This is a genomic window from Peptoniphilus sp. SGI.035 (assembly GCF_050315115.1).
GTDB lineage: Bacteria > Bacillota > Clostridia > Tissierellales > Peptoniphilaceae > Peptoniphilus_A.
This window is the reverse complement of sequence record NZ_JBNPOJ010000004.1, coordinates 71,235-96,981: the sequence shown is the minus strand read 5'-3', so window position 1 is coordinate 96,981 and position 25,747 is coordinate 71,235. Positions and strand designations below refer to the sequence as shown.

The 25,747-nt window shown below is 29.1% G+C and carries 22 protein-coding genes; all 22 read left to right on the top strand.

What is annotated here, in order from left to right; translation table 11 throughout:
* Window positions 1–106 precede the first annotated feature (106 nt).
* The 22 genes from ACQRC6_RS03390 to ACQRC6_RS03285 all read left to right on the top strand — a co-directional run bounded on the left by ACQRC6_RS03390 (window position 107) and on the right by ACQRC6_RS03285 (window position 25,697).
* Entirely contained in the window at window positions 107–490 is a 384-nt protein-coding gene (locus ACQRC6_RS03390) for a BlaI/MecI/CopY family transcriptional regulator (protein WP_427847744.1), read from the top strand.
* Entirely contained in the window at window positions 487–1,860 is a 1,374-nt protein-coding gene (locus ACQRC6_RS03385) for a M56 family metallopeptidase (RefSeq protein ID WP_427847743.1), read from the top strand. The genes ACQRC6_RS03390 and ACQRC6_RS03385 overlap by 4 nt, the downstream gene beginning before the upstream one ends.
* 364 nt (window positions 1,861–2,224) lie before the next feature.
* Window positions 2,225–2,770, top strand: coding sequence for a hypothetical protein (locus ACQRC6_RS03380; protein ID WP_427847742.1), 546 nt, complete (start codon window positions 2,225–2,227; stop codon window positions 2,768–2,770).
* 377 nt (window positions 2,771–3,147) lie between these two features.
* Window positions 3,148–3,378, top strand: coding sequence for a hypothetical protein (locus ACQRC6_RS03375; protein WP_427847741.1), 231 nt, complete (start codon window positions 3,148–3,150; stop codon window positions 3,376–3,378).
* A gap of 104 nt (window positions 3,379–3,482) precedes the next feature.
* Window positions 3,483–5,240: an aminopeptidase P family protein gene (locus ACQRC6_RS03370; protein ID WP_427847740.1), complete on the top strand. Its 1,758-nt coding sequence runs from the start codon at window positions 3,483–3,485 to the stop codon at window positions 5,238–5,240.
* A complete protein-coding gene (uvrC, locus tag ACQRC6_RS03365) occupies window positions 5,241–7,103 on the top strand; it encodes an excinuclease ABC subunit UvrC (protein WP_427847739.1) in 1,863 nt (620 codons plus the stop codon).
* Entirely contained in the window at window positions 7,093–8,004 is a 912-nt protein-coding gene (hprK, locus tag ACQRC6_RS03360; protein WP_427847738.1) for an HPr(Ser) kinase/phosphatase, read from the top strand. Before uvrC ends, hprK begins: the two co-directional genes overlap by 11 nt.
* Before the next feature lie 223 nt (window positions 8,005–8,227).
* The gene (nifJ, locus tag ACQRC6_RS03355) at window positions 8,228–11,761 is read left to right on the top strand and encodes a pyruvate:ferredoxin (flavodoxin) oxidoreductase (RefSeq protein WP_427847737.1); all 3,534 of its coding nucleotides are present in this window, start codon (window positions 8,228–8,230) and stop codon (window positions 11,759–11,761) included.
* Between the two features lie 172 nt (window positions 11,762–11,933).
* A complete protein-coding gene (gene plsX, locus ACQRC6_RS03350; protein WP_427847736.1) occupies window positions 11,934–12,920 on the top strand; it encodes a phosphate acyltransferase PlsX in 987 nt (328 codons plus the stop codon).
* Window positions 12,917–13,144, top strand: a complete 228-nt coding sequence (gene acpP, locus ACQRC6_RS03345; protein WP_293559054.1) for an acyl carrier protein — start codon at window positions 12,917–12,919, stop codon at window positions 13,142–13,144. The genes plsX and acpP overlap by 4 nt, the downstream gene beginning before the upstream one ends.
* A 4-nt stretch (window positions 13,145–13,148) precedes the next feature.
* Window positions 13,149–13,847 (top strand): ribonuclease III, encoded by a 699-nt coding sequence (rnc, locus tag ACQRC6_RS03340; protein WP_427847735.1) that lies wholly within the window; start codon window positions 13,149–13,151, stop codon window positions 13,845–13,847.
* Complete coding sequence (locus ACQRC6_RS03335; protein ID WP_427847734.1) at window positions 13,831–14,889, top strand: elongator complex protein 3; 1,059 nt, start codon at window positions 13,831–13,833, stop codon at window positions 14,887–14,889. The genes rnc and ACQRC6_RS03335 overlap by 17 nt, the downstream gene beginning before the upstream one ends.
* A gap of 4 nt (window positions 14,890–14,893) precedes the next feature.
* On the top strand, window positions 14,894–18,415 hold the full coding sequence (gene smc / locus ACQRC6_RS03330; RefSeq protein ID WP_427847733.1) for a chromosome segregation protein SMC: 3,522 nt from the start codon (window positions 14,894–14,896) through the stop codon (window positions 18,413–18,415).
* Between the two features lie 9 nt (window positions 18,416–18,424).
* Window positions 18,425–19,831: a signal recognition particle-docking protein FtsY gene (ftsY, locus tag ACQRC6_RS03325; RefSeq protein WP_427847732.1), complete on the top strand. Its 1,407-nt coding sequence runs from the start codon at window positions 18,425–18,427 to the stop codon at window positions 19,829–19,831.
* A gap of 290 nt (window positions 19,832–20,121) precedes the next feature.
* The gene (ylxM, locus tag ACQRC6_RS03320) at window positions 20,122–20,478 is read left to right on the top strand and encodes a YlxM family DNA-binding protein (RefSeq protein WP_427847731.1); all 357 of its coding nucleotides are present in this window, start codon (window positions 20,122–20,124) and stop codon (window positions 20,476–20,478) included.
* Between the two features lie 11 nt (window positions 20,479–20,489).
* A complete protein-coding gene (ffh, locus tag ACQRC6_RS03315) occupies window positions 20,490–21,827 on the top strand; it encodes a signal recognition particle protein (protein ID WP_427847730.1) in 1,338 nt (445 codons plus the stop codon).
* 48 nt (window positions 21,828–21,875) lie between these two features.
* Window positions 21,876–22,175 (top strand): 30S ribosomal protein S16, encoded by a 300-nt coding sequence (rpsP, locus tag ACQRC6_RS03310; protein WP_075659178.1) that lies wholly within the window; start codon window positions 21,876–21,878, stop codon window positions 22,173–22,175.
* Between the two features lie 21 nt (window positions 22,176–22,196).
* The gene (locus tag ACQRC6_RS03305) at window positions 22,197–22,430 is read left to right on the top strand and encodes a KH domain-containing protein (RefSeq protein WP_293559040.1); all 234 of its coding nucleotides are present in this window, start codon (window positions 22,197–22,199) and stop codon (window positions 22,428–22,430) included.
* A complete protein-coding gene (gene rimM / locus ACQRC6_RS03300) occupies window positions 22,417–22,920 on the top strand; it encodes a ribosome maturation factor RimM (RefSeq protein WP_427847729.1) in 504 nt (167 codons plus the stop codon). The genes ACQRC6_RS03305 and rimM overlap by 14 nt, the downstream gene beginning before the upstream one ends.
* On the top strand, window positions 22,917–23,660 hold the full coding sequence (trmD, locus tag ACQRC6_RS03295; protein ID WP_427847728.1) for a tRNA (guanosine(37)-N1)-methyltransferase TrmD: 744 nt from the start codon (window positions 22,917–22,919) through the stop codon (window positions 23,658–23,660). Before rimM ends, trmD begins: the two co-directional genes overlap by 4 nt.
* Window positions 23,647–23,994 (top strand): 50S ribosomal protein L19, encoded by a 348-nt coding sequence (rplS, locus tag ACQRC6_RS03290; protein ID WP_427847727.1) that lies wholly within the window; start codon window positions 23,647–23,649, stop codon window positions 23,992–23,994. Before trmD ends, rplS begins: the two co-directional genes overlap by 14 nt.
* A 68-nt stretch (window positions 23,995–24,062) precedes the next feature.
* Window positions 24,063–25,697, top strand: a complete 1,635-nt coding sequence (locus tag ACQRC6_RS03285; RefSeq protein WP_427847726.1) for a glycosyl hydrolase family 18 protein — start codon at window positions 24,063–24,065, stop codon at window positions 25,695–25,697.
* The last annotated feature ends 50 nt before the right edge of the window (window positions 25,698–25,747 follow it).

The window sequence follows — 25,747 nt, the reverse complement described above, 5'->3', positions numbered from 1 at the left end:
TTCGCCGGACTTTTTTCTATTATTAAAACTTGACAAAAATAAAGCGACGATATATACTCGAGATGAAAATATAAATACTAACAATAATGAACAGGAGGTGAGAAAAATGGAACTATCAAATGGAGAAATAATGGTAATGGAAGTTTTGTGGGAAGGGGAGTGTTTAGATGAAAATGGAGAAATTCAAGCCCTAGAATTATCCAAAGTGTTAAAGGAAAAATATAATCTGGGTAAAACATCTTGCTACACATTTTTTGGCAGGCTCTTAGAAAAGGGAGCAATATCAAGAAGGTATCCGAAATATACAATAAAACCCATAGTCACAAGAGAAGAAGCTTTGCAGAAACAAAGAGAAGAAGCCATAGACAAATTATTTCAAGGTTCTTTTATAAGTTTTTGTAGAGCGTTTTTGAAGGATAAAAAAATAAGCAAAGAAGAAGTTCAAGAGATGAAAAATATAATTAAATATTTTGAAAATGAAGAAAAATGAGAATAAGTTTAGCAAATTCAGAATTTCTATATAAAAGTTTAAAGTCTATTTTAATAATAATTATAATTTTACTTTTTAGAAAGAGATTAAATTTAAAAAGCATTAAAGGTGCCAATACTATGTTATGGACTCTTCTTTTAATATATTTAATATTTCCAAAAGATATATTATTTAGTGTAAAAACCTATGAAGCCTCAAAATTTATAAAGACAATTTTCGCAATCCCAATTTTGATAAACCAAGCAGCAATTTATATAACATATAATTTTCCATCAATATCATGGATTAACAGGATAGTAGGTTCGGGCTTAGTTATTATCTACATAGTATATCAATTTATAAAATTTAAAAAAGTTATAAGTAATTCTGTTGAATTAAAAGATAGGAATTATTTAAATAAATCCCTAAAAAAATTTAATTTAAAAAGAGAAGTAAAACTTTATATAAATGAAAAAATAGATACGCCCATAACCTATGGAATAGTAAAACCAAAAATAATTTTACAAGAAAGTATTTTAAAAGATCAGAAATTATTAGAGCATGTGCTAATACACGAATTAGTTCATGTAGAAAGATATCATATTTTATTAACTCATTTAAAAAATTTAATAATATGTCTTTATTGGTACAATCTCTTTTTAATACTCAGCTTAAAATATTTTGAGAAAGATATTGAGATAAACTGCGACAAAATAGTTATAGAAAAAATAGGAGATACTTTAGAAAATAGGAAAAAATATTGCCAGTCAATGCTTAAATTGGTGGAAAGACAAAGAAAAAATGATAAATTTGTCTTAAATTTAAGTCCAACTAAGGAAAAGATGTTGACAATGAAAAATTGGAAAAAAACAATGTCAGGTACATTTACTTTAATATTTTTATTATTTTTGTACATACCAGTGTTTACCAATGCCATTGAGGTAGACGAAAATCAAGTTATATCTGATACAGAGGGAATAAAAGAAGTTTATGTAAATGTGGACAATAGAGTTGAAGAAATAAGAGATGAAGAGTATAAAAAACTAGATTTATATGAAATCCCAACTAATGGTTTGAGATCAGCTAACATAGATGAAAAAAGAACACTAGCAGGAGCTTCCAGTGATTTTTATACATTTAACATGAGTTCACTTTTTGGAAAAAACCATAATGGATTTACTATAAGAACAAGTGAAATGTATTGTAGAGGCGGTGTAGATTATACAGTTATCATACAAGAAAATGGAAATATAATATATGAATCAAGATACAATCAAGGAGTAAATTTAAAAATCAAAGCTAATAGTGGAAGTAGTTATAAAGTTATTATAATTAATCAGTCTGTAAATCCTTTAACTTATAAAATAAATATAAGTAGTTATGTTAGGTAGGAGGTAAATCTATGAGATATTTGAATCCACAGAGGTATAAGAATGGAGATTAGAAATACTTATAGTAAAGTATTACTAAAACAAAATAGTAAAGATTAAGTAGTTTTAAATTTTAAAACCAATGTAGAAGGGATGAGTTTTATGAATAATTGGAAGAAATGAAAATAATGAATACTTATTTTAAAATTGATAATAGATTTAACAATGCCAGTATTTTCAAATGAAATAGTGCCGGACAATAATCAAGTAATACAAGTTATGTAGGAGGATAATTATGAAGAAATCAATTAGCTTTATATTAGTTTTTGTTATTACATTAATTAATTTTAGTTATGCGTTTACAACAGAATCGAATGAAACTTCTATGGATACACATAAGGAAGAAATATTAAATGATGTATATGAACAATTAAAATTACAAGGAGTAGAAGATCAATTTGATAAATGGGTAAAAGAAGATGTTGAAAGGATATTAGAGAATGATAATTCTGGTAATCAAAAATTACTCAAAAGTCAAAGAAGTTCTAGTAAATATGCTCCTAATGGAGCAGCTGTGAGTTACAAGAATAAATATGCTAATACAGTACATATTTATCTAAATAGAAGACAATCCATTGATTTAAGAAATGGAAGAAAAGATGGATTGGCAGCTGTTGCTGGGGCTTTATCAGTGCCAATAGGAGTAATTTTCACATCAGTTGGTGGATTTATTGGTTTAGCTTCAAGTTTATACTCATTGGAGTCTTGGAATATATCAAAAATAGTTAATAATGGTGGCTGCATAGTATCAGTAACAGCTGAAACAACTCCTGCTGATCCAGACGGAGTTAGAACATTTGGGTATTATATAGAATGGAATAACTTTTATAATATTAATGTAAGCGAAGCTTACGACTATGTAATAAAATGAGAATAGAATTAATACAAATAATTGTAAGAATAATAAATCTTATTATAATTTTACTTTTTATCCCTTTTAAAGAAGAACTAAAGAGACAATTTGATAAAAAATATTATAAGATTATTAACATAGTAATTATGATATTTGCTTTAATGTATGCAAATTTATGCATTATGATTTATAGTGCTCGTTAATAAACCAGCATTGATAAATGGATTGTTTAAAGAAAAGTGATGAAATAATAATACTGGAGACTTATAAAGCAGCGATTTTATCGACATGAAAGTGCAACAGTATATTATATTGTCTTATTCTATTTTGCATTGTTTTAAACTTTTTATATCTCATTATTTATTAATGGGAAAATTTATTAGGTAGGTGATATTTTGAAGAAAGGTTTAGCTATTTTTCTTATTTGTTTGTCATTTTTTGCAGGATTTTTCGTAAATAAAACTATTGCAAAAGAGAATCAAAGTTTGACAAAAACTCAAATGGAAAACATGATTAATCGGAAGATTTCTGATGATGAGTGGAAAAAAATGACTGGAGATGGTGAATTGGAAATGATCGGTGTTGCCGATGGACCTACGCAAATTTATACTGAATCAAATAAATAAGAAAATATAAAAAAGAAGAAAGTTCGGTTGAAATTAATTTCGCCGGACTTTTTTCTTTGCTCAATTTTATCATTGTGATAATATATGACTTAGGATGTGATTTTGTGATTTTAAATGAAATTAGAAATATAATGAAAGAAAAAAATATAGATTTTTATATTATTCCAACTAAGGACCCTCATGGTTCAGAATACCTTCCAGATTATTTTAAGGAATTGGAATTTGTAACGGGATTTACTGGTTCGCAGGGGACGGCAGTTATAACTATGGATGAGGCATATCTTTGGACTGATGGAAGATATTTTATCCAGGCCGCAAGGGAAATCAAAAATTGTGGTTTTGAACTTAAAAAACAAGGTTTAGATGGGGTTTTAAATTACGGCGAGTGGGTTTCAGAAAATATTAAAGACGGAGAAACTCTTGGAATTAATGCAGAATATTTTTCTCATGAAAGTTTTATTTTTTTGTCACAAAAAATAAGGGAAAAAGATGTAAAAATCATCGACATTGATTTAATTGGAGAACTTTGGAAAGATAGATTTCCTCTTCCAAGTGATGATGCCTTTTTACTTGATGTAAAATACGCTGGGAAATCTGCTAATGAAAAAATTTCTGAAATTAGAAAGATTTTAGATAGTAAAAAAGTTGATTTAACCATAGTTTCTTCACTTGTTGATATTGCATGGACACTAAACATTCGTGGAATGGACATAAAGGATACTCCAGTATTAATTTCTTTTATGATTATTGAAAATGACAAAGTTACTTTATTTACAGACAAAACTAAGACAAGAAAAATTGAAAAAGATATTCGTAAAGTAGCTGAATTAAGAGATTATTCTGAATTTTATTATTATTTAAAGAATTATGAATATAAAAAAATTTATTTAGATCCAAACTCTATTAACGAAAGAATTTATAAATCTATTTGCAATAAAAATGAAATAATTTTCGGCAATAACATTTCTGAAAATTTAAAATCAATTAAAAATGATGTTGAAATAAAAAATCTTGAAGAAACTTATATTAGAGATGGAGTTGCATTATTTAAGTACATTTATTGGTTGAAAGAAAATGCAGAAAATAAAATTGGTGAATATGAAGCTGCAATGAAGCTTGACAGTTTTCGCGCTGAAGATCCACTATATATTTCAAATTCTTTTGAGACAATTTCTGCCTATGGAGCAAATGCTGCAATGATGCACTATCATGCAACTAAGGACAATGAATCTATAATTGAGCCTAAAGGTTTTTATCTTGTGGATTCTGGTGGGCAATATTATTCTGGAACAACGGACATAACAAGAACTATTGCCATGGGTGAACTCACAGATGAAGAAATTCATGATTACACTTTAACTTTGAAGAGTCACATAAACTTAATGGATGCAGTTTTCTTAAAGGGGACATATGATTTAGCTTTAGATGGAATTGCAAGATATGCCTTGTGGCAAGAAAGATTAGATTACAAATGTGGCACAGGTCATGGAATTGGGTTTGTGCTTTCAGTTCACGAGGGACCACAGAGGATTTCGCCAAGAGAACTTGCAGTCAGAATGAAAGAGAATATGATTGTATCAAATGAGCCGGGAGTTTATAAAGAAAATAAATATGGTATAAGAATCGAAAATATTATGAGAGTTATCTTCGACTGTAAAACGGTAGATTCGGTATTTAATAAATTTAAGACAATTTCTTTTTGCCCTTTTGAACTAAAGGCAATTGATGTAAATTTACTTACAGATAGGCAATTAGAAGTTTTGAATTCTTATCATAAAGAAGTTTTTGCAAAATTAAGTCCATTTTTTGAGGGAGAAATTTTAGATTATTTAAGAGAGTCAACGAGAGAGGTAATTAGATAATTGATAGATTTAAGAGAAAGGCTTGACAAACTTCCTGATAAACCAGGAGTTTATATAATGAAAAATGAATTAGATGAGATAATTTATGTTGGAAAAGCTAAATCTCTTAGAAAAAGAGTTAGACAGTACTTTGGTTCTTATGGAAAGAGTTCAAAAAAAGTTGCCAGCATGGTCTCAAAAATTCACGATTTTGAGTATATTATTGTTGAAAATGAAGTGGAATCCCTTGTACTTGAGTCAAATTTAATTAAGGATAATCTTCCAAAATACAATATTCTTTTGCGTGATGATAAACAATATCCGTATATCAAGGTAATGCTCAATGAAAGATTTCCTAGAGTTATAAAAACTCGAAGAATATTAAAGGATGGGGCAAAATATTTTGGACCTTATCCAGATGTTTTTGCTGTAAATGGATCAATAGAAACTTTTGAAAGGATTTATCCTCTTAGAACTTGCAACTTAAATCTTGAAAATGTTGAAGAAAAGAGTTACAGACCATGCCTTAATTATTATATTGGAAAATGCCTTGGGCCTTGTATAGGCAATGTAAAGGACGAGGATTACAATATAATGGTTGATGAAGTTTTGAGCTTTTTATCTAGTGCTAATAACAAATTACTAGATAAGCTACACGAAAAGATGATGGATTATTCAAGAAATTTGGATTACGAAAATGCTGCAGACATTCGTGATAGAATTAAAAATTTAGAATATTTAAAGGAAAGACAACTTATAAGTGATCCAGAAGCTCGTGATGATAAAGACATTATTGCTCTTGCAAAAGGGATAGATGAAGTATTAATTCAAATTTTCTTTTTTAGAAAGGGAAAAATTATTGGCAGAGAGCACTATATGATAAGAGATTATTACAATGACAGTTATGATGAAATTTTCTCTTCATTTTTAAAACAATTTTATATTGGAGCAAGTTATATTCCAAAGGAAATTATTATTGAAGATAAACCAATGGATGCTAAAGTTTTAGAAGATTGGCTTTCAGAAAGAAGAGGGAACAAAGTTACAATAACTGTTCCTATAAAGGGCGATAAAAAAGAATTAATTAAAATGGTGAAGAGAAATGCTCTTGATATGATTGAAAAATATGGGGGCAAATATAAAAAGCGTGCAGAATCAAATAAGTTGGCACTTGAAGAAATAAAAAATTTAATTGGACTAAGTGATACTCCAAGACGTATTGAAGCCTACGATATTTCAAATATTTCTGGCGTTGAATCTGTAGGATCCATGGTTGTATTTGAAGCTGGAGATTCTAAAAAAAGTGATTATAGAAAGTTTAGAATTAAAAATGTAATTGGTCCTGATGATTATTCAAGCTTAAAAGAGGTAATAGAGAGAAGATTTACAAGAGGTGTTGAAGAAAAGAAAAGGGATAAGAATACATCTTTTTCAAATTTTCCGGATTTAATAATGATGGACGGCGGCAAAGGTCAGGTAAACGCTGCAAAGGAAATTTTAGATAAACTAAACTTAAACATAGAAATTTGTGGGCTTGTAAAGGATGATTTTCATAGAACCCGTGGAATTATTTACAATAACAAAGAATATAATGTTGATTTAAATTCTAGGGCTTATAAAATGATTTACAAAATCCAAGAAGAAGCTCATAGATTTGCTATAAATTATCATAGAAACTTAAGGTCAAAAGCAATGTTTAAGTCAGAGCTTGACGATATAAAAATGATTGGGCCTAAGCGAAAAGAAAATTTGCTAAAACATTTTAAATCCATTGACAAGATAAAAAATGCAAGCGTGGAAGAACTTTTAGAAGTTGAATCAATGAATGAAAAAAGTGCCAATTCACTTTATGAACATTTTAGGAGAACAAAAAATGGGAGTTAAATTAAAATATATAGTAGATGAATTAGAATTAGAAATTATTCATGAGTCTACTGATTATAAAGAGATTGAAATTAGAAATAGCGACATAAACAGACCAGGATTACAATTATGTGGTTATTATGCAAAATTTGTCAAAGATAGGATTCAGCTTATTGGAACTCAAGAGTGGCATTATATAAATTCCTTAAATGACGAAGAAAAGTATTCCACACTTGAAAGATTATTTAAGTACAATATTCCAGTAGTCGTATTTTCAAGAAATAACTTTATTTTCCCACAAGCAAAAATTTTGGCTAAAAAACATAATGTAACTATAGTTAGAAGTCCAGATACTACTTCAAAAATTTTTAGCAAAATTATTTCTCTAGTTGATGAAGCCTTGGCACCTACTATGAGAATGCATGGAGTTTTGCTCGACATCTCAGGTATAGGTGTACTTATTACGGGGAGAAGTGGAATAGGAAAAAGTGAAACTGCTCTTGATTTAATTTCAAATGGTGCAAGGCTAATTTCTGACGACTCAGTAATTATAAAAAATATAGACAAAAAATTAATAGGAAAATCTCCAGACATTACAAAATATTTTATGGAAATAAGAGGAGTTGGCATTATTGATATTCAAAAAATGTTTGGAATTGGTTTTGTAATGGAAGAAAAGGCAATAGAAGTAGTAGTAAATTTAGAAGATTGGGACGAGTCAAAGGAATATGAAAGGCTTGGACTTGACAATAATTACCAAAATATTTTGGGTATTGATGTAGTTAAGTTTGATATACCAGTAAAACCAGGAAGACATACTGCACTTATTATAGAGGTTGCTACAAAAAACTACAAACAAAAGGAATTGGGATATAATCCAGCATTAGCTCTTAATGAGAGAATGTTAAAAAAAGCAGATTAGATTTAAGAGAGCATATTAGCTCTCTTATTTATTTTTATAAATAATAAATAAAAAAATTTTAAAAAATACATAATTCCACAATATGAAACGGCTTTCACAGTTCGCTGTTTTCAATTATTTAAGCTGATTTATTAATAATATTATTGAAATTTATTAAATTAAGTTCTATAATGTAAACAGTATAGTTAGTTTATATTTATATTATTAATAATGGGAGGATAATATGGCTAAAACATTTAAAACAATGGATGGTAATGAAGCAGCCGCTCATGTAGCCTATGCGTTTTCGGACGTTGCTTGTATTTACCCTATAACTCCATCATCTCCAATGGCTGAGCACATTGATGCTTGGGCTTCTCATGGAAGAAAAAATATTTTTGGACAAGAAGTATTGGTTAAGGAGTTACAATCAGAAGGAGGAGCTGCAGGAGCTGTTCACGGCGCATTACAAGCCGGATCACTTACTTCTACTTACACAGCATCTCAAGGTTTATTACTTATGCTACCTAATATGTATAAGATTGCAGGGGAATTACTTCCAGGAGTATTCCACGTAGCAGCAAGAGCATTAGCATCTCATGCACTATCAATTTTTGGCGATCATCAAGACGTTATGGCAGCAAGAGCATCAGGATTTGCACTTCTTGCATCAGGATCAGTTCAAGAAGCAATGGATTTAGCTGGTGTTGCTCACTTGTCTGCAATTAAAGGTAGAGTTCCTTTTGCTCATTTCTTTGATGGATTTAGAACATCTCACGAAGTGCAAAAGATTGAAGTACTTAATTATGAAGATTTGGAAAAACTTGTTGACAAGGAAGCAATTAAAGAATTTAAGGAAAGAGCTTTAAATCCAAAGGGACCTCAAGTAAGAGGTACTGCTCAAAATCCTGATATTTATTTCCAAGAAATTGAAGCTTCAAACAAATACTATACAAACATAGTTGGTATTACTGAAGATTATATGAAAGAAATTTCTAAGTTAACAGGAAGAGAATATAATTTATTTAACTATTACGGAGCTAAAGACGCTATTAATATTATCGTAGCAATGGGTTCTGTTACAGAAACAATTGAAGAAGTTGTAGATTATCTAAATGCAAGAGGGGAAAAGACAGGGCTTGTTAAAGTTCACTTATACAGACCTTTCTCAATTGAACACTTAATGAAAGCAATTCCAGAAACTGTTGAAAGAATTGCAGTTCTTGATAGAACTAAAGAAAAGGGAGCAGCTGGACAACCTCTATACTTAGACATTAGAGATGCCTTCTATGAATCAGACAAAAAACCACTTATCGTTGGTGGTATTTATGGTCTTGGATCTAAAGACACTAATCCAACAGATATTCTTTCAGTATTCGATAACCTAAAAGAAGATAAACCTAAGAATGACTTCACAGTTGGTATCATTGATGATGTAACTAATAAATCACTTCCAATTAAACAAATAATTACAACTGAACCCGAAGGAACTATTAGATGTAAATTCTGGGGATTTGGATCTGATGGTACTGTTGGTGCAAATAAATCAGCAATTAAAATTATTGGTGATAACACTGATATGTATGCTCAAGGTTACTTTGACTATGACTCCAAAAAATCTGGTGGAGTTACAATGTCTCACTTGAGATTTGGTAAAAATAAAATCACTTCAACTTATTTATTAACTGAAACTGATTTTATTTCTTGTTCAAAACAATCTTATGTATATTCTTATGACCTATTGAGAGGACTTAAAAAAGGCGGCAAATTCTTGCTAAATACTATTTGGAATGAAGAAGAACTTGACGAACATCTTCCGGGTTATATGAAAAAATACATTGCAGACAATGAAATTGAGTTCTATACAATTAATGCTACAAAAATTGCTGCAGAAGTTGGACTTGGCGGAAGAACTAATATGGTAATGCAAGCTGCATTCTTTAACCTTTCCCAAGTACTTCCACTTGACCAAGCTGTTAAACTTCTTAAAGAAGCAATCGTAAAAGATTACGGTGCTAAGGGTGACGATATAGTTAAGATGAACTATGCTGCAGTAGACCGTGGAATAGATGCATTAAAGAAAATCGAAGTAAAAGATTCTTGGAAAAATGCTGATACTACTAAAGACTTTAAAATTAAGGGAGCACCTGACTTTATCAACAATATTCTTATTCCAATGAATAGACAAGAAGGTAACGACCTTCCAGTTTCTACTTTCATTGATATGCCTGATGGAACATTCCCATCTGGAACAAGTCGTTACGAAAAGAGAGGAATTGCTGTAAATGTTCCTCACTGGAAGATTGAAAATTGTATTCAATGTAACCAATGTTCATTAGTATGTCCTCATGCAGTTATAAGACCATTCTTAGCTGATAAAGAAGAAATGGCTAATGCACCTGAAGGATTTGAAACTAAAAAAGCAATAGGAAAGGGACTTGAAAATTATGAATATAGAATGCAAATTTCACCATTAGATTGTACTGGTTGTGGAAATTGTGCTCAAGTTTGTCCTGCTAAAGAAAAAGCACTTGTAATGTCTCCATTTGAAAATGAAATTGATGTACAAGCAGCTAACTGGGAATATGCTTCTGAACATATTAAGTCTAAAGAACGAAATATTGAACCAAACAACTTCAAGAACTCTCAATTCCAAACTCCATATCTTGAATTCTCTGGAGCTTGTGCAGGTTGTGGGGAAACTCCATATGTAAAACTTGTTACTCAATTATTTGGAGATAGAATGAGTATTGCAAATGCAACAGGATGTTCATCAATTTGGGGTGGTTCTGCACCATCAATGCCATATTGTACAGATGATTGTGGAAATGGACCATCTTGGGCTAACTCATTATTCGAAGATAATGCTGAATACGGATATGGTATGGCAGTATCTCAAGAACAAACTAGAAATAGAATTGAAAATCTAATGAAAGAATTTATTGAACTTAATGTAGATAAAGATGCAAATGATGCATTTAATGCGTGGATAGAAGGCAAGGATGATTACAAGACTTCTAAGGCTGCAAGTGCAAATGTATTAAAAGTTCTTGATAAAAAATTCGGAAATGAAAAGGCTGACGATATCATTGAAACATTACAAAGCCTTGAAAGATTCTTAATTAAGAAGAGTCAATGGATTATTGGTGGAGACGGCTGGGCATATGATATTGGATATGGTGGACTAGACCATGTTCTTGCATCAGGTGAAAACATCAATGTATTAGTTCTTGATACTGAAGTATATTCAAACACAGGTGGACAAGCATCTAAGGCAACTCCAACAGCAGCAATTGCACAATTTGCTGCAGCTGGTAAGTTAACTAAGAAGAAAGATCTTGGATTAATGGCTACATCTTATGGTTATGTATATGTTGCACAAATCGCTCTTGGTGCTGACAAGAACCAAGCTTTCAAAGCAATTAAAGAGGCTGAAGCTTATGATGGTCCATCACTAATAATTGCCTACGCACCATGTATAAACCACGGAATTAAAGTTGGAATGGGATTCTCAATAGAAGAAGAAAAGAAAGCTGTAGAAACTGGTTATTGGCATCTATATAGATTCAATCCCGAACTTAAAGCTCAAGGAAAGAATCCATTTATCTTAGATTCTAAAGAACCTACTAAACCTTTCAGAGACTTCTTAGATGGAGAAGTTAGATATACTTCACTTAAGAAATTATTCCCTGAAAGAGCTGAAAAACTTTATGAAATAGCAGAAGAAAATGCTAAAGAAAGATATGCAAGTTATGTAACTCGTTCTGAAGAAGAATAAAATTACAGTATATTTTATAAATTAAACTCGCTTAAGGAAACTTAGGCGAGTTTTTTGTGTAAATTTTATTATATATGTGTTAAACTTTTATAAGTTAGTATTAGAGTTATGTTATTAACGTTGATTTTTTTAAGCTTTTGATATATATTAAAATTATTACTTGGAGGTCTAAATGAGATTAATTTTTGATGTAAATGGCGGAGATAATAAATACGAAATTATAAAGGGAGCAATTGAAGTTGCTAATGAATTCGATACAGATATTATTTTAGTTGGTAGGAAAGATTTTATTGAAGAGAATCTTCAAAAGCTTGATTACAATAAAGACAAGATTGAAATAGTTTATGCAGAAGAAAACATTGAAAATAATGAAGACCCTGCTTTCGCACTTAGACGCAAGAAAGATTCTTCTATTGCAGTTGCAATGAAATTATTAAAAGATAAGAAAGCTGATGCATTAATATCTGCTGGTAGCACAGGAGCACTTCTTGCAGGTGGACTTTTTATAGTTGGAAGGATCAAGGGAATAAAAAGAGCTGTTCTTCCAACAATTATTCCAGGGATAAAATCAAATACAATGATAATTGATTCAGGAGCAAACATGGATACAAATCCTGATCTTCTACTAGAATTCGCGATGCTGGGAGAAACTTTTTTAAGAGAATATTATAAAATAGATTCTCCAAAAGTTGGTCTTTTAAATATAGGTGTTGAAGAAGGCAAGGGAAATTCTCTTTATAAAGAAACTTATACAAAGCTAAAAGATAGTGATATAAATTTTGTGGGAAATATTGAAGCAAGAAATATTATGAATAATGAAGCAGATCTTGTTGTATGTGATGGTTTTGACGGAAATATTTTATTAAAATCAATTGAAGGTGTAATTGATTTTGCTGTTAAAAATGTTTTTCATAGTATTCAAAAATCTAAACTAGATGATGAAAGTAAAAGTGCTTTTACAAAATTTTTAATGAATGAATTTAAAAATCTAGATGCGAAAGAAGTTGGCGGCACAATTCTTTTAGGAATTGATGGAAACATTATTAAAGCTCATGGGAATTCTGATAGCAGAGCAATAAAAAATGCTGCAAAATATGCTATAAATATAGTAGAATCTAATGTAGTTAATAAAATAAAGGATAAGGTGGAAGAAAAATGAAAGAAAGAATTCTAGAAATTATTGCTGAACAATTTAACATTGATGTAAATGAACTTAATGAAGATATGAATTTTCAAGATGATCTTAATGCTGATTCCATTGAACTTGTTGAATTAGTTATGACAATTGAAGAGGAATTTGAGATAGAGGTTTCTGAAGAAGATTTAGAAAAATTAAAAACTATTGGCGATGTAATCGACTATGTAGAAGATTTGGATCAGTGATTTTATGTCCAAGGACAGTCTAAAATATCTTGAAAAAAAATTAAATTATAATTTTAAAAATAGAGAACTTTTAGAAAGGGCTTTGACTCACAGTTCTTTTATCAATGAAAATAATATGAAGTTCTACGAATGCAATGAAAGACTTGAATACTTAGGAGATGCAGTTTTAGGACTAGTCATTGGAGAATATTTTTACAAAAATTTTCCTGAAGATAGGGAAGGTTCTCTTACAAAAATGAGAGCTGAATCTGTTAATGAAAAAGTTTTGTTTTATATTTCTAAGAAACTAAATCTTGGTGATGCTATAAAATTTGGCAAGGGAGAAATAAAAAGCGGTGGAAGAAACAGGGAGTCAACTTCTGCTGATGCTCTTGAAGCTTTAATTGGTGCAATTTATTTAGATTCAAATTTTGAAAATACTAAAAAGATTATTTTATATTTATTTCAAGATTTTTTAGAAAAAGATAGCTACAAATTATTTAATATAGATTTTAAAACTAAATTTCAAGAAGAAGTTCAAAAATCAGGCAAAAAAGCAGAATATAAATTAGTGGGAGAAGAAGGTCCTGATAATGACAAAACTTTTTTTACAGAATTGTATGTAGATGAAGTTTTAGTTGGAAACGGCAAAGGAAAATCTAAGAAAGAGTCACAACAAGAGGCTGCAAGAGATGCATTTAAGAGGAGTGGAAAAATTGTCTAAGAGAAATATTATACCAATTTTTATTCCACACTATGGATGCCCTAATGATTGTGTTTTTTGTAACCAAAGAAAAATTACGGGAATGTCTACAGATATTTCAAATAGTGATGTTGAAAATACTATTTTGGAATATCTTTCTTATTTTAAGAGGAAAGATAATGTTGAAGTTGCATTTTACGGAGGAAGTTTTACAGCGATTCCAATTGAAAAACAATCAGAGTTTTTAGAAATTGCACATAAATATAAAGAAAGAGGCCTTGTAAAATTCATTAGACTTTCTACAAGACCAGATGCAATTGATGATGGAATACTTAAAAATTTAAAAAAATATGGTGTAGATATTATTGAACTTGGAGTACAAAGTCTTGACCCAGAAGTTTTAAAACTTTCAAATAGAGGTCATAATGTAGAATGTGTTTATACATCTTCAAAATTAATTAAGAAGTATAAATTTTTGCTTGGACTGCAACAAATGGTGGGTCTTCCTGGCGATAATTTAGAAAAATCTATTTTTACAGCAAGGGAATTTGTAAAATTAGATCCCTATTGTGTTAGAGTTTATCCAACTCTTGTAATTAAAGAAACGACACTTTATAAAAAATTAAAAGAAGGTAAGTATGAAGCTCTTGATTTAAAATCTTCAATTAAATATGTTGCAGACATTCTTGATGTTTTTTATAAAAACAATATTAATGTAATAAGGGTTGGGCTTCAGCCAACTGATAATATTAATTATGATGGAGATGTAGTTGCAGGAGCATTTCATCCAGCATATAGACAGTTAGTTGAGTCTTTTTATTTCAAATGTGCATTAATAAATTATTTTAAAGAATCAAAAAATATTAAGGATGAGATTTTAATATATGCAAGTGGGAGAAATATTTCAAATATTTGTGGACAAAAATCAAAAAATAAAAATGAGATAATGAAAAAACTTGGAATTTCAAAAATAAAGCTTCAAGAAAAAAGCCTTGGCTATTTTGAAGTGGAAGTTCATGGAAAATTCATCGAATTTATTGATGTAAGAGATTATTATAGGTGAGTAGATGTTTTTAAAATCAGTTACTATGCAAGGATTTAAATCTTTTGCAAATAGAACAAAAATTGAATTAGATAAGACTACTACAGCAATAGTGGGACCTAATGGAAGTGGAAAGAGCAATATAAATGATGCTATTACATGGGTGTTGGGAGAGACTTCAGTTAAAAATCTTCGTGGAAATAAAATGGAAGATGTGATTTTTTCTGGAACGGATACAAAAAAACCACTTGGCCTTTGTGAAGTTACAATTGTTTTTGATAATAGCGACAAATCTTTAAACTTGCCCTTTAATGAAGTTTCTATTACAAGAAGAATGTATAGATCTCTTGAGAGTGAATTTTTAATAAATAATAAAAAGTGCAGACTTAAAGATATCAAAGAGCTTTTTATGGACACTGGTATTGGAAAAGATGGCTATTCTGTAATAGGACAAGGGAAAATTGAGTCTGTTTTGAGTTCAAAGCCTGAAGATAGAAGAAATATTTTCGAAGAGGCTGCTGGTATTTCCAAATATAAGTATAAAAAAGTTCAATCTACTAATAAACTTTTAAAAACTGAAGAAAATTTAGTTAGAATTGAAGATATTTTATCAGAAATTGAACTTCAAGAAGAAAATTTAAGAGTACAAGCAGAAAAAGCCGAAGCGTACTTAAAAGATTACGAAATTTTAAAGATAAATGACATAAACTTTTCTTGTAAAGAGATAAAAAAAATAGAAGAAGAAAAAAAAGAATTAGAAAAAAATTCTGAAAATTTAAAAAATGATTCTGAGATAATTTCTTTAGAGCGTGATAAATTATCTAATGAACTGGAACCACTACAAAATGAAATATTAGAAATTTCAAACAAAAGCAGTAATTCCAATGAATTATTAAATCAGCAAAAAGAAGAATACGATAAACTATATTTAGATATAAATCTACAAAGTGAAAAAATAAATTCACTAAGGAAGGATTCCCAGAGAATTGACTTAGAAAATGAGTCTCTAAATAAAAATATTATTTTGTTTAACGAGAATTTAGAAAGTTTAGCAAAGGACGAAGAGATTTTAAAAAATTCTAAAGATGAAATTACAAAAAAATTAGATGAAAAAAGTAAGATTATCGTAGAATTAGAAGAAGAATTTAAAAATTTAGAAGAGATTGGAAATTTAAATTTTGAAAATAAAAATAAAATAAAAAATGAAATTGAAAATATAAAATTCAAAAATGAAACTTTAAAGGATATTATTGAGGAAAAAAATAATAGAAAGTTAAATTTAGAAAAAAATATTGAGAGTCTAAAACTTAATGAATCTGAATTTGAAAGGCTTATTGAAAAAGAGTTGAAGGAAGTCAACAGATTAAAGAGTATTCTTGAAAAAGATAGTTTAGAGTTTCAACAAACTGAAGAAAGGATAGAAAAACTTAAAGAAAACAATAAAAACCTCAAAGATAATTTGATTTTAAAAAACAATAATTTAAATGAAGTAATGGCTAGATTAAAAATACTGGAAAACATGGAATCAAATTATGAAGGATATAATAGAACTGTAAAATCCTTTATGAATTTTTCTTCAAGAAATAATATTTTTAAAGATACATTATATGGACCTGTTGCGGAAAAATTTTCTGTGGAGAAAAATTATGAAAAGGCGATCTCCGTAGCACTTGGATCAATGGCTCAAAATATTATTGTATCTTCAACTAAAGAAACATCAGAGATGCTAAAAATACTTGAAAAAAATAAAATGGGAAGAGCAACTTTTTTGCCTCTTGATAGAGTAAATGGCAACAAGGTAAAGATAAACACATCTGAAGATGGAATAATTGGTATTGCATGTGATTTAATAAAATTTGATGATTTATTTAGTGGAATATTTTATAACTTACTTGGCAGAGTTATTATTGCTGATAATTTTAAAAATGCTAGCAATATTTCAAAAAAATATAAATTAAAGGTAGTAACTCTAAAGGGTGAAGTTTTTAATCCTTCTGGAGCAATAACTGGCGGTAGTTTAAATACTTATAATAGTAGTTTTATTTTGCGTAAAAATGAAATCACTGAATTGCAGACTAAATCAAGGGAAATAAATTATGAAATTAAAAAAATTGAAAAAGATAAAGACAAAGTTGAAAAGGATATTTTTGATTTAAATAGTTTAGCAAATGAATATTTAGAAAAGCAAAAATCCTACAACTTAAAAATATCAGATATTGAAAAAAACATATACAAAAACAAAAATGATAAAGATTTAAATACAAATTATTTAAATAAATATGAAAAAGAGAGAGAGGATTTAGAAGAAAACATTAAACTTGATTTCTCAAATTTGAACAAAAATATTTTAGAAATTGAAAATAAAAATAAAATTTTAGATAATTTATTACTTGAAGTAGATAGTGATGCAAAACTTTCTGATTTGTCAAAAGAAATTGAAATATTAAAGAATGAAAAAATTGATATTCAACTTTTAGAAAAAGAAAATCACGAGAAATTACTTTATAATAATAGAGAAAGAGAAAGAATTAATTCTGAAATTTTTAACATTGAAGAAAAATTAAAAAATAATAAAAATTCCCTAGATGATGCAAATACAAATATTGACCTAAAAGCTAATTCAAATGAAGAAAATAAAATTAAACTATTTAATTTAAGTGAATCTATTGAAAATCTTAAAATTTCTATAAACAATTATAAGGAACTTTTGGAAGAAAAAAACAAAATTTATTTATGCAAAAAAGACAAATTAAGTGAGTTAAAAGAAAAATTACTGATTATTAATTCTGAGTTAGAAAAAATTAATTTAAAAGTTGATATAAATAAAAATAAAATATTAAATGAAACTATAAGGTTAAATGAAGAATATAATATAGATGATTATAATGAGTACGTCGACGAAAGTCTTTCTGACGTAAAGGAAAGTTTTATAAAAAAACTTAAAAAAAAGGTAAGAGACTATGGTGAGGTAAATATTTCATCTATTGAGGAACACAAGATTGTTAAGGAAAGGCTTGATTTTTATACTACTCAAAGGGACGACCTTATTAAGTCAAAAGAAGAAATAAAATCTATTTTAAGTAAATTAGATTATGAAATGAAGAAAATATTTAGCGAAGCTATGAATGAAATTTCTACAAACTTTGCCGAAATATTTAAAATTTTATTTAATGGAGGTCGTGCTGAAATAAACATTGAAGGTGATTTGCTAAATTCTGGAATAGAAATCAAAGCTTCACCTCCAGGAAAGAGACTTCAGTCCCTTTCACTTCTTTCAGGTGGAGAAAAATCCCTTACTGCTGTGGCGCTTTTATTTGCCTTGTTAAAGTATAGACCTGCATCTTTTTGCATTCTTGATGAAATTGATGCGGCTTTAGACGATGCAAATATCAAAAGATATGCTGATTATCTTTTAACTCTGGATGGAATTCAATTTATAATTATAACCCACAGAAAACTTACAATGGAGATTGCAAAGACTATGTATGGTGTTACAATGGAAGAAAAGGGAATTAGTAAATTATACTCTGTAAAATTAAAGGATTAGGTGAAAATTATGTTTGATTGGTTAAAGGATAAATTTAAGAAAAAAGAAACTGATATTAAAGAAGAAATTCAAGAAACTGAAGAAAAAGTTTCTGAAAATATAATTTCAGATGATGACGCAAATAAAGTCATTGCTAGAGACTTAGAAAAAAGTTTTGTTTTAGATAAAGATGTTAAAGACATTGAGGAAAAATCTGCTAGCGATGAAAAAATCAGCGAAGATTTATCTGAAAAAATTTTTGAAGAAGAAAAATCTCATGAAGAAGAAAATAATGAATCTTTAGAAATAGAAAAAGAAGAAGCTGAAGAAAATATATTTGAAGATTTAAAAGATAATTTAGATACTAATAAAGAAAAGATTGAAAATGTAGAAGTTGAAGAAAAACCTAAGAAAAATAAAAAAGAAATAAATTCTTATGAAAAACCTGAATTTGATGAAGAAATAGTAAAAGAAGATTTAGGCCAAGAAGAAACAATAGAAGAAGAACTTATAGAAGAACCTAAAAAAATTTCACTTTTCCAAAGACTAAAAGAAGGTCTAGATAAAACTAGAAAAGAAGTTGGAATAAAAATCAACACAGTAATCGGAGCTTATGTAAAAATAGATGATGAAATGTTGGAAGACTTAGAAGATATTTTAATTTCGGCAGATGTTGGGATGGAAACTACAATGAAGTTAATTGACAACTTGCGTGAAACAATTATAAGAGAAAAAATTAAAGATCCTAAAGAAGTTAAACCTCTTTTAATGGAAGAGGCAAAAAAATTGATGAATCCAGAATTAAATACAAAAATAATTTCTGAATCACCAGTTATAATTTTAGTTGTTGGAGTAAATGGTGTAGGAAAGACAACAACAATTGGCAAACTTTCACAAAGATTTAAAGGGGAAAATAAATCTGTTTTAGTTTGTGCAGCAGATACCTTTAGAGCAGCAGCCATTGATCAACTAAAAGAATGGGGAAATAGGGCAAATGTTGATGTAATTAGTCACGATGAAGGATCTGATCCTGCAGCAGTTGTTTTTGATGCGATTGAAGCAGCAAAAGCTAGAAAAACAGACGTACTGATTGTGGATACAGCGGGAAGACTTCACAATAAATCAAATCTAATGAAGGAATTAGAAAAGATCAATAGAATTATAACTAATAAATACCCCGAAGCAAATCGTGAAAATTTATTAGTACTTGATTCAACAACTGGTCAAAATGCCATTAATCAAGCGAAAACTTTTAAGGAAGTTACTGATGTTACTGCAATTGCACTAACTAAACTTGACGGAACTGCAAAGGGCGGAGTTGTCATTGCACTTCAATCAGAACTTGGAATTCCAATTAAACTTATTGGAGTTGGTGAAGGCATAGACGACCTTCAAGATTTTAATATTGATACATTTTTAGAAACAATTTTTGGTTAAAAATATTTATTAAAGTAGGATTTTCCTACTTTTTTTTACGAAAAATTTTATTTCCAAATATAAAAAATTATAACAATAATTTTAAGTGTGAATTTTAACAATTTAACATTTAAGGACTACTTATTCATTTAAGTTAAACTTTTAGTAATAAATTATTATCAAATAAAGGTATTTCCATTTATAAAAAATAATTAAAAAAAGTAAAAAATGTTATTGACATATTTGAAGGTATTAGCTAAAATAATAAAGGTCAAGTAAAAAGGTTGACCAGGCTAGAGAATGGTGATAAAATGAACGAAAAATTTTTTAGGATGAACAACTTACTTGATTTTTATGGAAATCTTCTTACTGAAAAGCAAAGAAAAGCCGCATTTATGTATTATGTCTATGACTGCACAATAAACGAGATATCGTCAGAACTCAATATCTCAAAACAAGCGGTTTTTGATAATTTAAAAAGGGCAGAAAATAATTTAGAAGACTTTGAAAAAAAACTTGAATTAATAAAAAATGCAAAAAAAGAAGAAGATAACAAAGAAATAAAAAGAAGAGAAATTGAAACTATATTAGAAAGTATAGAAAAAGATTCTTTAAATGAAAATAACAATATGAAGTTTAAAGAGCTAAGAAAAATACTTTTTGACTAGGAGGTGAATTTTTGGTATTCGAAAGTTTATCTGATAAATTGCAAAGTACTTTGCAAAAATTAACAGGAAAAGGTAGATTATCCGAAAAAGATATTGACGCAGCTATGCGTGAAGTAAAACTTGCACTTCTTGAGGCTGATGTAAATTTTAAAGTTGTTAAAGACTTTGTGAAAACAGTTAAAGAGAGAGCTTTGGGAAAAGAAGTTTTAGAATCTCTTACTCCAGGCCAACAAGTTATTAAAATTGTAAATGAAGAACTCACAAGTTTAATGGGGACTAACGAAGTTAAAATTGACTTTTCAAAAAAGCCTACAGTTATAATGATGTGTGGACTTCAAGGTGCAGGTAAAACTACTACGAGTGGTAAACTTGCAAATAAATTAAAGAAAGACGGTAAAAGACCTCTTTTAGTTGCTTGTGATATTTATAGACCAGCAGCTATAAAACAGCTTCAAGTTGTTGGTAAATCAGTTGACACTCCAGTTTTCACAATGGGAGATAAGATTTCTCCAGTAGATATTTCTAAAGCAGCTCTTGAGCATGCTAAGAAAAATGGAAATGATGTAGTTATCATAGATACAGCTGGTAGGCTTCACATTGACGAAAAGCTAATGAAGGAGCTTCAAGATATTCATGAGGCACTTGAGCCTTCAGAAGTTCTTCTTGTGCTTGATGCAATGACTGGTCAAGATGCAGTAAATGTTGCCGACAAGTTTGACGATATGTTAAAGTTAACAGGTGTAATACTTACTAAACTTGATGGCGATGCTAGAGGTGGTGCTGCTCTATCAATTAGATCTGTTACTGATGTTCCTATTAAATTTATTGCCAGTGGTGAAAAGATGGATAATATTGAAGTCTTCCACCCAGATAGAATGGCTTCAAGAATACTTGGAATGGGAGATGTGCTCTCCTTAATTGAAAAAGCACAATCAGCTGTGGATGAAAAAAAAGCAAAAGAACTTGAAGAAAAACTTAGAAAGTCAACTTTTACTTTTGAAGACTTTTTAGATCAAATGCAGCAAATGAAGAATATGGGGCCACTTGAGGACATTATAGGAATGATACCTGGTATGAATAGTAAGGCTTTAAAGGGTATTAGCTTACCTGACAATGAATTTGCAAAAGTTGAGGCAATGATTCTTTCTATGACAAAAAAGGAAAGACAAAAGCCTGAAATCATAGATTCATCAAGAAGAAAAAGAATTGCAAAGGGTTCTGGAACTAGTCCAGCAGATGTGAATAAACTTATAAAACAGTTTAAAGACATGAGAAAGATGATGAAACAATTTGGAAATATGTCCAAAAGTATGGGAAAGAGAAAGTTTAAATTACCTTTTTCCTTTTAATGTGCTTATATATTTTAATATATAAATTTTATTGTGGAGGTGAATAATTTGGCAGTTAAAATTAGACTTAGAAGAATGGGTACAAAGAAAAAACCCTTTTATAGAATAGTTGTAGCAGACTCTAGAAGTCCTAGAGATGGAAAATTCATCGAGGAGATTGGTTACTATAACCCACTAACAACTCCTAAAAAAGTTGTTGTAGACTCAGAAAAAGCAAATAATTGGATCAAAAATGGTGCAAAACCTACTGATACAGTTGACAGACTTTTCAGAGAAAATTCAGTATATAATGCTGGTGCAAACTCAAATAATACAGCAGAAGCAAGTGAATCAGAAGCTACTGAATAACAGTATGTTTGGAGGACCAAAATGGTTGAATTAATTGAATATATTGCTAAATCTTTAGTTGACGATCCTTCTTCAGTTGATGTAACAATGACGAGGAATGACAATTCAATTGATATTACTCTTAAAGTTGCATCAAATGATATGGGAAAAGTTATTGGCAAACAAGGTAGAATTGCTAAGGCAATAAGAGCAATCTTAAAAGCTGTTTCACTAAAAGAAGATGTAAAGGTTAATTTAGAAATTGAAGAATATTAAAGATTCAATTACGTGCATTGGAAAGATAATAAATACTCATGGTATTAAGGGTGAAATTAAAGTTGAGTCTTATACTTTTGATAACAAAAGATTTTCTGAATTAAAAAGCGTATTTGTAGGCGATGAATTAACGGAATTTTCTATTAAAAGAGTTAGAGTGAATAATTTTGTTTACATTACTTTTGATGGCTATGAAAATATTAATAATGTCCTCAGTTTAAAGGGCAGCTATATTTATATTAAAGATGAAGATAGATTAGCTTTAGATGAGAACCAATACTATATTTCTGATATAATTGGCAAAAAAGTTTATGATACTGAAAAAAATTATATAGGAATATTAAAAGAGGTATTAGAATATCCTGCTAATGATATTTTTATAATTGAAAGTGAAGATAAAAGTATTTATCAAATACCTGCAGTTAAGGAGTTTATTAAGAAAATAGATTCTACAATAACTATTAAATTAATAGAAGGAATGATTTTGTGAAAATAAGTGTTTTAACATTATTTCCCGAATTCATAAATAACATTAGAGATTTTTCTATTGTTGGAAGGGCTATCGGTGAAGGAAAATTAGATCTCGAAACTGTGGATATTAGAGATTTTGCTATAAACAAATATCTACAAGCAGACGATTACCCCTATGGCGGTGGACCAGGTATGCTAATGCAAATTAAGCCAATAGTAGAGGCAATAGAATCTGTAAAGACAAGTAACTCTAAAGTTTACTATATGTCTCCACAAGGAGAGGTTTTAAATCAAGATAAACTAAAGGAACTTAAAAGTGAAGAACACATAATACTTTTAAATGGCCATTACGAAGGCATTGATAATAGAGTCATTGAAAATTATGTAGATGAAGAAATTTCCATTGGTGATTATGTTTTAACTGGTGGAGAGCTGGCTTCTATGGTAATTATAGATGGTGTATCAAGGCTTCTTGATGGTGTTCTTGCAAGCGATGAGTCTTTTAAAGATGAGTCTCATTATAATGGTCTTTTAGAGTATCCACAATATACTAGGCCAAGAGAATTTAGAGGACTTGAAGTCCCTGATATTCTTTTAAGTGGAGATCATGAAAAAATAAGAAAATATAGGCTTAGAGAATCTATAAAAAATACTTTGCAGAAAAGACCAGATTTATTAAAAAATAAAATTTTAAATGATGAAGAAAAAGATATATTGAAAGATTTACTGGAAGGAGGTAAAGACAATGGACTATATTAAAGCTATTGAAGATGAACAATTAAATGAAAATTTACCTAAATTTAATGTTGGGGATACTGTAAGTGTTCACTATAAAATTATTGAAGGCGAAAGAAAAAGAATCCAAGTATTTGATGGAACTGTAATAAAGATTCAAGGAAAAAGCTCTAGAAAAACTTTTACAGTAAGAAGAATTTCTTATGGTATTGGAGTTGAAAGAACTTTCCTACTTAACTCACCAAGAATTGCTGATCTTGTTGTTACAAGAAAAGGTAGAGTTAGACGTGCTAAACTTTACTATCTTAGAGATAGACAAGGTAAGGCTGCAAAAGTTAAAGAAAAGACTAATTACTAAGAGTGGGACTTTAAGTCCTATTTTTAGTATCTTTTATTTTGAGCAAATAAATTAAAGAGGTGATATAAATGAAAAAGATTTTTTTGGGAATTTTTTTGATTATTATTTTGGCGGCAGGTGCATTTTTATTTGTTGAAAATAGAGGAACTACTAAAATTTCAACTAAATACGATAAATTTAACTTTATAACAGAAGATAAAGACATTGACAAAGAAGATTTTTGCATAGAAGATGGCATGATTTATTTATCTCTTGATTACATAAAAGAATATTTAGATGAAAATATTTTTTATGATAAATCAACTGGAGAAGTAAAAATAAAAAATGAACATGCAAATAAAATTTTAAAGTTAAATGAATATAATGCAAAATTCAATAGTGGAACAATAGATCTAAGAGCGCCAGTTATTGAAAAAAATGGGAAGATTATGCTTCCAATCGAAGCATTTATATACGATTACAATGTAAGCCTAAGATATAATAAAGATATTAGACTTTTGCTTTTAGATTATAGAGATAAAGAATACGATTTAACTAAGACTACAAAAGAAACTCTTTTGAGAGAAGATAGTTCTCGTAGAAGTCCAATTATCAAAAAACTTCCTCAGGGTGAAAATTTATATGTATATGGCGAAAAAGGCAAATACTATAAAGTTAGAATGCTTGAAGGATATGCAGGCTATGTTTTAAAAGATGGTGTTGATGAAAATTTTGAAAAGTTCACTTTAGCATCTGCAACAAAAAACAAATCTAAAAGTCCAATTAATTTAACATGGGATTATACCTATGCAGAACATTCTGATGAAAAAGTTAATCAAATAGTTGGAATTAATGGTCTTGATGTAATTATCCCTACTTGGTTTTCCATTAGAAATGGAAATGGCGATATGATAGATAGGGGAAACCTAAATTATATAAAAAAATATAATGATTTAGGAATAAAAGTTTGGGCTTATTTGGATAATTCTTTTGACCCAGATATTACTCATGAAGCTTTGTCTAATAAGGAAACTCGCAAGAAAATCGTAGATAAAACTTTAGAACTTTGTAGAAAGTATAATATGAAGGGTATAAACATTGATTTTGAGCATACGAGAAATGAAGACAGAGATAATATAACTGCTTTTGTAAAAGAGTTTAGAGAAAGTGCTGGAGAAGATTTTATCTTGACAGTTGATGTGACTCCGCAAATTTCTTCTGATGTTACTAAAGAACCTTATGATAGAAAGGCTCTAGCAGAAATTTCTGATTATATAGTAGTTATGGCTTATGATCAACATTGGGGTTCATCAGAAGAAGCAGGTTCAGTTGCTCAATATAAGTGGGTTGAAGGAAGTATAAATGTACTATTTAGAAGTGTTCCTAATAAAAAAATGATTTTAGGTGTTCCACTTTATACAAGATTATGGAAAGACTCTAATGGAAAAGTTACATCAAAAACAGTTTCTATGTCTGAAGTTTCAAATATTATTGTTTCTAAGAATTTAAAACCAATTTGGGACAAAGATTCACAACAAAATTATGTTGAATATCAAGAAAATGGTTCAACTTATAAAATTTGGATTGAAGATGCAAATTCAATTGAGAAAAAAGTTTCTCTTGTAAATAAATATAATTTAGCTGGAGTTGGAAGTTGGAGACTTGGATTTGAGACTAAAAATATTTGGGATGTAATTTCTAAAGAATTAGAAAAGACAAACTGAAATTGACAATTTAGTTTTTTAAGTATAAAATTGAATAGTATTAAAATATA